This window comes from Thalassotalea coralli, from assembly GCF_055786205.1.
The window spans coordinates 51,471-63,999 of the sequence record NZ_JBVVBK010000008.1; the positions used below are offsets into that span (position 1 = coordinate 51,471).

The 12,529-nt window shown below is 39.7% G+C and carries 6 protein-coding genes; 1 reads left to right on the forward strand and 5 read right to left on the reverse strand.

The window, feature by feature from the left end; translation table 11 throughout:
• Positions 1-9: 9 nt before the first annotated feature.
• From tviB to ACOB80_RS18465, 3 genes are all read right to left on the reverse strand, one after another.
• Positions 10-1,287 carry a Vi polysaccharide biosynthesis UDP-N-acetylglucosamine C-6 dehydrogenase TviB gene (gene tviB / locus ACOB80_RS18455; protein WP_473167344.1) on the reverse strand — a complete coding sequence of 426 codons (1,278 nt, stop codon included), beginning with the start codon at positions 1,285-1,287 and terminating at the stop codon, positions 10-12.
• A gap of 80 nt (positions 1,288-1,367) precedes the next feature.
• Entirely contained in the window at positions 1,368-2,750 is a 1,383-nt protein-coding gene (locus ACOB80_RS18460) for a phosphohexomutase domain-containing protein (RefSeq protein WP_473167345.1), read from the reverse strand.
• Positions 2,751-2,848: 98 nt separating this feature from the next.
• Entirely contained in the window at positions 2,849-4,264 is a 1,416-nt protein-coding gene (locus tag ACOB80_RS18465; protein WP_473167346.1) for a mannose-1-phosphate guanylyltransferase/mannose-6-phosphate isomerase, read from the reverse strand.
• 140 nt (positions 4,265-4,404) lie between these two features.
• Between ACOB80_RS18465 and ACOB80_RS18470 the strand changes: the two genes are divergently transcribed.
• Positions 4,405-5,895: a polysaccharide lyase gene (locus ACOB80_RS18470; RefSeq protein ID WP_473167347.1), complete on the forward strand. Its 1,491-nt coding sequence runs from the start codon at positions 4,405-4,407 to the stop codon at positions 5,893-5,895.
• 63 nt (positions 5,896-5,958) lie between these two features.
• Here ACOB80_RS18470 and ACOB80_RS18475 read toward each other — a convergent pair whose 3' ends face one another.
• Both ACOB80_RS18475 and ACOB80_RS18480 read right to left on the reverse strand, forming a co-directional pair.
• On the reverse strand, positions 5,959-10,038 hold the full coding sequence (locus ACOB80_RS18475) for a disaggregatase related repeat-containing protein (RefSeq protein WP_473167348.1): 4,080 nt from the start codon (positions 10,036-10,038) through the stop codon (positions 5,959-5,961).
• A gap of 397 nt (positions 10,039-10,435) precedes the next feature.
• Positions 10,436-12,490: a PQQ-dependent sugar dehydrogenase gene (locus ACOB80_RS18480; RefSeq protein WP_473167349.1), complete on the reverse strand. Its 2,055-nt coding sequence runs from the start codon at positions 12,488-12,490 to the stop codon at positions 10,436-10,438.
• Positions 12,491-12,529: the final 39 nt, after the last annotated feature.

The following is a 12,529-nucleotide window of genomic DNA, read 5'->3' on the forward strand; positions in this document are numbered from 1 at the left end:
CCATGACCATTACAGACGCATATCAACGTGTTCTTTATCTAAAACACATTTTAAATCATAAATAACATGATTATCACGGGCATAAGATTTAATCGCTTCAATGCCCATTGTTTTAAATTCTTCATGTGCAACCGCTAGAATAACAGCATCATACTTGTTTTCGTCTGCTTTAGCTTTCAACGAAATGCCATACTCATGCATAGCTTCTTCAGCTGAACATAAAGGATCGACCACATCGACATTAACGTTGTAATCTTTAAGTTCTTCTACGATATCGATGATACGAGTATTTCGTAAATCTGGGCAATTTTCTTTAAAGGTTAAGCCCATCACTAACACGTTAGATTGATCCACCTGAATGCGCTTTTGCAACATGCCTTTAACTAATTGCGATACAACATATTGCCCCATTCCATCATTCAAACGACGGCCTGCTAAAATCATTTCTGGGTGATAGCCCACTGCCTGCGCTTTATGAGTCAAATAATAAGGATCAACGCCAATACAATGGCCACCGACTAAGCCCGGTCTGAAAGGTAGAAAATTCCACTTAGTACCTGCAGCTTCTAAAACCTCAAGCGTATCAATTCCTAAACGATTGAAAATAATAGAAAGCTCATTTATTAAGGCAATATTGACGTCTCGTTGCGTGTTTTCAATAACCTTAGCGGCTTCCGCAACTTTAATACTTGACGCTTTGTACGTACCAGCAGTAATAATCGTTTTATAAAGATTGTCTACTTGCTCGGCAATTTCAGGGGTAGAACCTGATGTCACTTTAAGTATGCTAGGTAATCTATGAGTTTTATCACCTGGGTTAATTCTTTCAGGAGAGTAACCAACATAAAAGTCTTCGTTAAATGTTAATCCTGACTTTTCCGCTAGGATCGGCACACAAGCCTCTTCTGTAGCACCTGGGTAAACGGTTGACTCATAAACAACAATGGCACCTTTCTCAATAACGCGTCCCAATAACTCTGAGGCTTTTACAAGAGGCGTTAAATCTGGCTGCTTATGTTGATCGATTGGCGTAGGTACGGTCACGATATAATATTCGCACCCTTTGATATCTTCTTCTTTATACGTGCAAGTTAAATGTGTTGCCGACCTTAACTCTTCCGTTGACACTTCTAAGGTACGATCTACACCATCATTTAGCTCATCCACTCTAGACTGATTAATGTCAAATCCTATTGTTTTGAATTTCTTACCGAATTCTACAGCCAATGGTAAGCCGACATAGCCCAAACCAATAATTGCTATTTTACCTTGAAAATTATCTGCCATATTTATATCCGTAAACCATATTCCAATGTTGTGTTTCGCACTTAATTAGCACAGCGCCAAATTAATGCATGCTTAATTAGTTAAGATAATAATAAATCTAAAATTTCTTTTGTTTTGCTTTCCATCAGCGACACATCGCCCTTCGATTCAACGTTTAACCTAACAACAGGCTCAGTATTACTACTTCTTAAATTAAATCGCCACTGCTCAAAGGCTAAACTAATGCCGTCTGTCTTGTCTATCTCAATAGCACTCGCTTGGTAATACGCTAATACTTTATCAATTGACGATGACGGATTTTCTAAACGGTTATTTATTTCGCCGGAAGAAGGGAATTTCGCAATTCTTTGTTGCACTAGTTTGGAAAGTGATGTTTTCTTCACAGAGATCAGCTCTGCGATTAGTAACCAAGGAATCATGCCGCTATCGCAGTAGAAGAAGTCTCTGAAATAATGATGCGCACTCATTTCACCACCATAAATCGCATCTTCTTTGCGCATCCGTTCTTTTATAAAAGCATGACCTGTTTTACTTTGAATCGGCTGGCCCTGCATGCTTTCAACGATATCTATGGTATTCCATGTCAACCTTGGGTCATGAATGATACGGTTATCTTGTTTGTTAGATTTTTTCGATTTCGCCAAAAAGTTCTCTGCAAGTAAGCCAACAATGTAATATCCCTCAATAAAATCACCATTTTCATCAAACAAGAAACAGCGATCAAAGTCACCATCCCACGCAATACCCATATCTGCATTATGTGCAATAACAGCCTCTCGAGTCGCGGCTCTATTTTCAACTAAAAGTGGGTTTGGAATACCATGTGGAAATGTACCATCAGGCTCATGATGAATTTTAATAAACTCAATAGGAATATTAAGCTGTTTAAAGTGTTGCTCAATAACATCTAAAGCAGGTCCCGCAGCACCATTACCTGCATTAACAACGCACTTTAAAGGCGTTATATTTTCAGGGTTTACGTAAGATAAAAGGTGTTCAGTATAAGCGGACGAGATATCGTGAGTTTCGAGTTGTCCTTGTTGTTGAACAGGAGAAAATTGTTGAGATTCAGCAAGCGCCTTTATATCAAACAAGCCAGTATCACCACTTATTGGCTTACTGTTTTCTCTAACTAGCTTCATGCCGTTGTAGTCAATTGGGTTATGACTAGCCGTGACCACAATGCCACCATCACAATTTAAATGACTGGTCGCGAAATAAATATGCTCTGTGCCACACAAGCCAAGGTCAATAACATTTGCGCCACCATCCATTAACCCTTGCGCAACAGCGAGTTTGAGCTCTTCACTTGTCAGTCGAACATCGCCACCGACAACGACACTTTTTGGTTGAATAACTTGAGCATAAGCTCGCCCAACTCTATAAGCAATGTCTGCATTTAATTCGTCGCCTAACTTCCCTCGAATATCATACGCTTTGAAACACGTTAAATCTGAATTCATCTTCTTTTAAACCACAGGCCATTAGCTCAATAAAATATTAAGAAATTGTAAATAATCTTTATCCAAGTTAATAGTTTTATTTATACCCATCAACTTTACTATGTTCGCCCATAGCGATCTTCAAAGCGAACGATGTCGTCTTCACCTAGATAACTACCCGACTGAACTTCAATCATCTCAAGAGGCAGTTTTCCTGGATTTTCCAACGCGTGAACTTCACCAATGGGGATGTAAGTCGATTGGTTTTCAGTTAACAATTGCGTGGTTTCGCCAATGGTAACCTTTGCAGTACCTGAAACAATAATCCAGTGTTCAGCCCTGTGATGATGCATTTGAACCGATAGTTTAGCGCCAGGTTTTACTGTTATGCGCTTAACCTGAAAACGCTCACCCATATCGATGGAGTCGTACTTACCCCAAGGTCGGTAAACTTCACGCTGAAATGACACTTCACTGCGTTCATTCTTTTTAAGTTGCTCTACAATTTTCTTAACGTCTTGCGCACAGTTTTTGTCGGCAACTAGCACGGCATCAGGTGTATCAACAATCACTAAGTTGTCCACGCCGACAGCCGCCACCATTTTATTTTGGCTATTGATATAGGTGTTTTTAGTATTATGAGTGAACACGTCACCAGATAACTGGTTATTGTTTTCATCACTTGCTAATACCTCTGCCAATGCACTGTATGAGCCAACATCGCTCCAGTTAGCATCTAAAGGCACAACAACAGCGTTATTCGTTCTTTCCATCACCGCATAATCAATTGACTGATCTGGACACGCTAAAAAGCTATCTTTTTCTGGACGAAGAAAGTCTAAGTCGCTTTGAGCGCCTTTCATCGCCTTTTCGCATTGGGTCAAAATTTCTGCTTCATATTTTGCCAACTCTTCTAAATAACGAGCGGCTTTAAACATAAACATGCCGCTGTTCCACAAATATTGCTTAGAAGCGAGATATTTTTCAGCGACATCTAGCGGTGGCTTTTCTACAAACTCCAACACCTGATGCACTTCTTTTCCTGATGCATCAAATTTTATGTAGCCATAGCCTGTTTCAGGTCTGTCTGGAACAATACCAAATGTCACTAAGGCGTCATCTTGAGCGGCAATAGTGGCTCGCTCAATTGCTTGATGAAAAGCCTCATTATTTTGAATAACGTGGTCCGCTGCCAACACTAATAGAATTGCGTCAGGATCTTTTTTAATAGCTTCCAATGCTGCTAATGCAAGTGCAGGTGCAGTATTGCGACCTTCTGGCTCGAGGAGAATCGCGTCAGAAGTGAACTGGATCTGCCTTAGTTGTTCTGCCAAAACAAACCTGTGCTCTTCGTTACAAATGAAAATACCGTGATCCATGCCGGAAGGTAATCGTAAACACGTCTCTTGAATCATGGTGTATTCACTTGTTAAAGCAAGAAACTGCTTAGGCGTGTAAGTTCTAGATAAGGGCCAAAGACGAGAACCGCTTCCTCCACACATTATTGTCGGAAAAATTGAACAGCTGTTAGACATTGTATATTCCATATATCGGTTTTATTAGCTCTACTATAATCGATCAAACTTGTGACAATAAAGCGAATTTAGTGATAAATTGGCGCTAGAGTACTAAAAACAACAAATCACGCTTTAAAAACAACATAGTAGAATTAAACATGCCACATAGTCATCGATTCTTTTCAGCTAAAACATTTACGAAGGTTTTCAGTATTCTCCTGCTCACAGGCTTCTCCCTCCCTGCAACCAGTTTCTCTGAACAGTTAATTGATGAAAGCGCTAATTATCGATTCAGATCGACTGAAGCAAGAATTGAATGGCTAAAATCTGATTTCGACCAAGCCTACTCAAACTTGAATAGAGTATTTTTAAACAAACAACTGATAAAAGATAAAGATATTTCTGAAGAAATTACGTTCGATTTATTTACATTAGACCTGTCAAAAAACCTAGTTTTACTGCTTAACAACGGTGTCAGCAAAGGAAAATTGGATTTTTTCAGCAAAGAACATAAAAGCCCTCGATATCATCCACAACTTGTCATATCAACACATCAAGACACTTTTTACCTATTACCAAAAGCAGATATGACGATTGTTCCGGGGACCTTTAATTCGCTTGGTACTCGAGAAACGCTTTCTGTAGGAAGAAATAACTTATCATTACTCAGCTTTGATATCCCTAACAAAGTTGTCGATAACAAGGTCGCTATAAAAAGTGTCGCGCTAAAATTAACCACTACTGCAAAACAATTCGGTGATACCGATGTTTCTGTTATTCAGTTAACCTCAACCAAAGCACCACAACAAAAAGTGGAGACTGGGCTCGCCTCTGGCGTATCCTCCCTTAAAGAGCTACAAGAAGCCCCACAAGTGTATTTCGCCGATAATTTTGATGGTAATTCATCGATAATAAATACGTTAAGTACATGGCTAGATAAACAACAAGATCCCCTAATTAATAAGGCGAACTTTGAGCTAATTAGCCATATGGATGCATTTAAGTTCACCAAGGGGAAAGCAGTAGCAGCGCACTTTACTACTGACAAGAATCTCGCGCTAAACTTTGATTACTACTTTAAAGACAATATAGGCTATGAGCCGGAAGAAGCCTATTTCAGATATTATTTATACTTAGAACACGGCGCAGAAATCTCTGATGGTGGCAAGCTACCTGGTTTTGGTGGAACATACAACAAAGCTGGTTGGGGCGGAAGAGGGAACGACGGACTTTCAGGCTGGTCGGCTCGTGGCGCTTTTCACGCAACAGTTGCTAGCTCGAAAAGTCCTTGGTACGGTTCGATGCCAATCGGCAGTTACATTTATCAAGTTGGAGAAGACAAATATGGTAAGGTATTGCCTTGGGGCCAAGCCTTAGCAGCGCTAAAACCAGGAAAATGGTACAGTATTGAACAAAGGTTAAAATTAAATACCCCCAATATAGCCGATGGCATTATAGAGGCTTGGATAGACGGGAAAAAAGTGTTTAGTCAAGACGGCCTGCACTTTCGAAACACCGAGCATTTAAAAATAGAAAAAATATGGTTCAACTTTTACTTCGGTGGTACCAGTAAACCTAAAAAAGACTTTTCTATTTATATCGACGATATTGTCATAGCCAAAGAATATATCGGCCCTAACTCAAACTAAGTAGATAACAAGAGTGCTTTAAAGTGATTGCCTGCATCTAGCAGGCAATCAATCGTAGAATTATTATTGACTTAGGCTATATTCAAGCTTCAGTTGCGGCGCTCTACCATTACTATTGTCTTTAGAGTCAAAGACCATAGAACCTAAATCAGGGGTTATCAACATGAGTTCAATGTAAATTCCAGAGTCATCTGTTTCTAACCAACGTTTAACAGCATTCGTAACATCTACACTAACTTCGTTGTTATCGCCTAATGCAAATACGTCGCTGGTTGAAAAAGCATCTGTTCCATTGCTTTCACCTGAAGCATCACGCCAGTCCCCTAGAAAATTCTCCCAAATCCCGTATGGAAACATAATAAAAAACTCTCTCGTTGCTTGCATTTCTTGCCAGCGCTTATCAGGGAGCATCACGTTAAACGATGAAGAACGACCTGAAACATAAAAATTGTTTAAGATTAGCGTCGCAGACTTGAGAGTTAGTGCTTGCTCTAATTCTGGTACTTTAAATCTCAACAACGTATTTTGATTTGGCGATACCCCTAACGAATCTGCAGTACCAAGATTGCGGAATGTAGACCTGTTCAAGGTTACATCCTCGCTAGCATCTTTAATTACTTCCTCTATATTACTGTTATTGATTAAAAGTTTAGGCCACAAAGAAAAATCATCATTTTCTCTCGAGTAGAACTTAAATGTGGATACGCCATTAACTTTAATCATCAAACCATTATTTTGTACTTCACCTGAACGCCAAGCACTCACAAGGTCTGATACATCGATTTGCACTTTATTCGGTAAATCATCATCTTCTAATTCTATACTTGCAAAAGGTACGTCGCCTTGCGCAGTAAGTTGCCTATCTAGCCAATCACCATTTAAGTTATCCCAGGCTGATGAACTACTTATCGCATAATCTTTAGTTGCTAAAAGCTCTTCCCAAGGCTTTTCAACAGCATAAACTTCTAATGTAATATCACCAAACTCTTGATAAGTATTGAGTTCTAGAAATACTTGTTCAACTTGCTCCAGGCTATCCAGTTGTTCATCAGAGAACCCAATTAATAAATTTCGGGTATTTGAAGTTTCTAAGTAAGGCTCTGCTCCTAAATTCCTAAACGTTGATGTTGTCAGGTATGTATCGCCGCTAGCTAAAAGTACTGTTGCAGCTGATCCTTGATCGAGCTTGACCGTTTGTTTGAGGTTGCCAATCGATTCTATATCATCTGTGTTTACCGTTCGAACAGAGAATGTTGCTAGCGCGCTATTTGGCAAACTTTCAATTGTGACACTTGATTGCTCAGTCGATGCAACCAAGCTTTCGTTTAAATAGATGTTAAAGCTATCTATCGATTCACTTTCATTGGGTAAATCCCAGCTAATAAGAACAGTACCGCTTTCTTGCTCTATTACAGATAAATTAGCAACCTCTATTGCGTTAGTTGAGCTGTTATCTCCTCCAGAGTCACCCCCACCATCGATAGGTGTATCTTCCTCAGTAATAGGTTTGCCATCTACAATAACCGCAAGCTCTCTAAAGCTACTACCACTATTATCGTTACAGCTTAGTTTCACGTAACCACTGGCTTCAGGAGAGATGGACTCTGAACCAATAGTGCTCTTTTCCCCTTCCCAGAGACCACTTGCTTGACAGGAGTTACTATTCTCCGATTGCCAATCAACTTGAATTTGCTCTGACGTGCTAATATCGTTTGAACTTACCGTCATGGTAATTTCTGGCGCAGGAAGAGTCTCTGAATCTAACCCTCCTACAGGCGCGTCTAACGCAACAACCATTTGATCCAAATATACCTTAGAGTCATTACAGTTTCCGTAAACACCACCCTTGTATATATCGAGCCAAATCAAACGATTATGTAATAAATCATGATTTTCTGCTCTGAATTCAACATTAAGCTTTTCAAAACTTAGCTGACCGTCAACCCATCCTCTAATAATGCCATTTTCGCGACCAGGGTCATTCATTCTTATCTGCATTTCAACTTGGTACCAAATACCTCGCTCGAATAACCCGCTTTCCCCCTTACCACAATTCATATTACTTGCAGAATTGCTACACGTTCCAAATGAAGCCCCCGACTGCCCAAAGCTAGCGCCATGCCAGTAGCCAGCATCACCAGTACTGCCATTTTGTTGCGAGTGATAAACATAAGAGCCAAATCGTGTCGCTATATCGCTTTCTAATGAGCATGGACTACCATCGGCATTACTGCAGCCACCAAAGATAGCTCGCTGAGAAAAACAATTAACACCATCGCCCGAATATCCGCCATTACCACATTGACCAACAGGGTCACGATAAGTACGAATATCAGCAATACCGGGAAACTTACCGCCTGAGCCGACAACTTGATCTTCACTATTACACATGTTGCCATCCCAGTTATCAGAAAGCTTAATGTGATAACGAAGAAAAACATTATCAGGAGCAACATTTGCTGCCTTTAAAGGCCATGCCACGCTTAAAGCACGCATCTCTCCCTTATTCATGTTGACTTGCAAGCATTTTCCTTGCAAACAACCTTCAGAAACTACCTCAACATTTTCAACACTACTCGATTGTACTTCTCGTGGCTCATCAACGGCAGCTATATCTAAATAACCGTTTTCTTGCCACCAGTTCTCATTTTCCCAAGATTCACATAGTACAATATCGTCCCGAGCAGATAAGCGCGGTTCAGCCGCACAATCACCCAATTTTCTGATTTTTGTGAGTTCCGGTACTTCGTAACTAACTACAGCAGATTTATCACTAATATTTCCTATAGAATCAAAAGCTTGTATTTGAATCTCAACCTTCTGTGACGGATCCGTTAAGAATGTTTTATATTGCGTTTCTTGTGTTTCTACGATTTCAGTATCATTAATAAACACCTTATAACCAGCTACACCAAAGTTGTCGATACTGCTTTGCCATGTAACTGAAATAGAACGATCTAATGGTGAGGTTACTTGAACATTTGAAGGGGTTGATGGCTTCTCAGAATCAGCAATCGTTGGTATTTTAAGTGTGAAGCCATTTTTGTTTATATCACTATAAACAAAAAACGCATTTTTATTTGCCAAATAAGTAAAGCGGTCAAAGGTCCCCTGACTAAAATAACTATCAGGTCCATTATTGAAAACTTGCTTTTCCCACTCAAGAGAGCTGGTAGTCGCACTATAAACTGAGCCATCTCCTGTCCACGCATAAAGCAGATTATTACCCGAATTAAATGCCAAACCTGGTGATTTGTGCTCACTTATAAAATTAGCGTCCCCCTTTAGCTCATGGCTTTGTCTCTTGTAGCCCGTGCTTTCATCTAAATCATAAGTAATTAAATAGCCGCGCCCTGCAATAATAAATTTACGTTCGACAGAGTCTATCGTTGCAGTTAGGCCGGTACTAAGAGATCCTTCAGCGTTCAACAGCGTGTATTCGCCGCCAGATTCATCATATTCGTATCGATAAAACCCATGTCTGTTATTCAAATAAACAACTTGGTCTATCGGGTCATACGCAGAAACAACTCCATAGTTACCATCGGGAATGTCTCCGCGAGGAGATAGTTTCTTCCAGACATTATTGTCAATGTTAAATACCCAGGTGAAATTGTCATTTCCGCTACTTGGATGCGCTAAAGAGCCTGAAAAAACCCACATCAAGTCATCTTTTTCGAGGTAAGCAACGCCGTCGTAGGTATGTCTCGAGTTAGGTTGCGTTCCATTGTAAGGTTCAAGTTCGCTTTGAACAGCTGAATCTGGGTCAGCTGGTTTAGCCGGATCAGTAAGCCTAGAAAACAAACCTGTCGTTAGATCAAATGCGTAAACTTCGTTTCCATAGTAATCATTGTGCCCACCGCCCCAATAGTAAATTCGTTGCCTTTTGGTATCGTAAACACTGCTGTTCCAAGCATTTGTGACGTTTTTGCAATAATTTGCAAAGTCATAATTAAAATCGTTAAAGTTATTTTCAGGGCAATGGGGGGCTAAAGTAGAATTAGGTATTTCATGCCAGCCATAAGATTGGGGCACAATTTCCTGAGCATTGATTATCGACACTGATAATGCAAATGAACAGAAAAAAAACGATTTGACACGACAGATGCCAGAAAAGATACAACTTAAAAACTTATCTTGCATAACCAATATTTCCTATCCAAATACCTTAAGAAACGACCTTTAGTATAAACACAAAATTTGAACTCTGACACTACAAGCCAATGAAAATAAGGCCTAAGAACACTTAGCATTCAGCTTTATGCTTGTTTTTGTTAACATAAAATGGAGTCAATAAATCTGTATTTTTTCTTATCGTGTTCTAAATTTTTAATGTAAAACTTGCTTTTTCTCACTTTGAAACTTGTCCCACAGTGCAATATCAATAGATGAAAAATCGAAAAAAAAGCAAGATTCTTAATAATAGTCTGATTAACTTTTCGACACACAAAAATAAAAGCAGAATTCAGTCTTAAAACCATATTCTGCTTTTAATAAATCGAACATCTGTAAAGCTATTTACTGCCTACTCTTTAGTTAACTACTTATCGTCATTTAGTGATTGAATGTAATCTGCTAAAGCTGCAACTTCTTTATCTGACAATACAGCTGACCAAGGTGGCATATATGGGCTTAAACCATTTGCAGGACCACCATCTTTGATAATACTTTCTATACTCGATTTATCTCGCTGGTATTCTGAAGAAGTAAAGTTAGCAATGTTAATGTCTTTAAACAACTTGGCGTCAGGGCCTTTACCATTACCATCATTGCCATGGCAACGAGCGCACATTTCTAAATATAGGGATTTAGTATCAGCAACTGAAATAGTCTCTTCAACTTGAGTTGCGCCTACTTTAGCTTTGTATTCTTGAGCTTGGTCAAATGACGTTAATCGCATTAGCTGACCGGTGTCTTGTCCTTTGGCACCTAATAAGGTGACAAATACTTCACCCTCAGGGCTATAGGTTATAGAGCTGATACCTCGCTGTGCGTACTGTTCAGCCTGAGCAACCAATATAGAAGAATCGACTTGTACCTTATCGGTTTCGATTGCAAAGATTTTGCCTGAAAAGTTATCACCGAATAAGTATAGGCCAGTAAGCGCTGGATATTCAGCCCCTCGATAAACAACTCCACCAATAACGGCGCGGTCAAACGCAGAGTGCTTATACGTGTAATAAGGGTGGGTAGGCTTACCTTTTAAGCCCTTAGGTACAGTAAAATCAGCCGTTTTAGGGCCTTCAATATAAGGGTAAAGATAATTTTCACCTTTAGTGACCTTATTAACTTCTTCCCATACCGTTGAACCTACATCGCCCAACCAAAGTTGATCAGTTTGTGGATCAAATGAGATACGAAATGGGTTTCTAAGACCCATTACCCAATACTCATCAAGCACATCATCGTCGTTAACAAATGGGTTGTCTTTAGGAATTGAATACCCTTGAGTTTTACCATCAACCGGTTGTTGATCGATAGGCTGACTAGTCGGTTTGTTGTCAACATCAATTCTAGCGATTGCCGCTCTGATGGCTTCTTTGTTGTCGCGACGTGGCATGACGTAAACGCCTTCACCTAGCGCAATATACAAGTAGCCGTCAGGTCCAAAGTCGACTGAACCACCATTGTGATAGGCGTCTGGCGTTCGATTAAGCACCATCAATGGTTGCTCGTTACCAGAAAGATCACTTGAGAATGTAAACTTAGAGACGATATTTTGCTGCTTACCGTCGTGAAAAGCTGTGTAATACAAAAATATACTCTGATAATGAGGAGAACTTGGCTCATTAAAGTTTGGATGTAAATCGAACCCTAATGCACCATTTTCAACATCAACGATACCGACTTTATCTTTAATATCTAAAACAAGTTTCTTGTTATCACCACTCGGGTAGTCTACTTGGTACATATCCCCAGAGCGCTCAAGCACGTATAGCACTTTCTTTTTCTCGTCATAACGCGCGATCATCGGTCGACGAAAATTAGTGTTTTCAAATACTGGCACAAGGCCGTATTCAACATCGGTTGCTTTGTTAAATTGTAATCGAATTTCCGTAATAACGTCTGCGACATCACGACTGAATATAAAGCCAATCGCTAAAGCTAGTGGCGTTATAAACAATATAAGAACAACCACACCATATACAGAGCCAAAGCGCTTTAATACAGATAGCAGTGCACTGCCAATGCCTTTGATGTTTGGACGATAAAAAACTAAGTGCAATAACAACGCTGCGGCACTGGCGTAAATGCCAACATACACATACAAATTAGGATTAAAAGTAATAGAAGAGGCTAATAGGAAATACAAAATAGCAATGGTATAAGCGAGCAAAAAGTTTAAATAATCAAGACTAAACGCTCGGCTCGGCTCTTTTGATTTATCTAACGCTCGCCCAAGTAAAATAATAGCAAAGGTTAAAATACCGTAAACACCAGCGATTGTAGCTACTTCGCTTGCGCTTAAGTAAAATTCAGAAAAAGGTAAAGGACGCCACTTTTGTTCACTCCACGATGCTAAATACACTGTAAAAGCAGTTAAAAGTCCATAACATAACGCGTATAACGCCGATTTAGCATTTATTCCATTCACGGGAGATTTCCTGTTGTTATTTTTTTGTAACGACTAAGG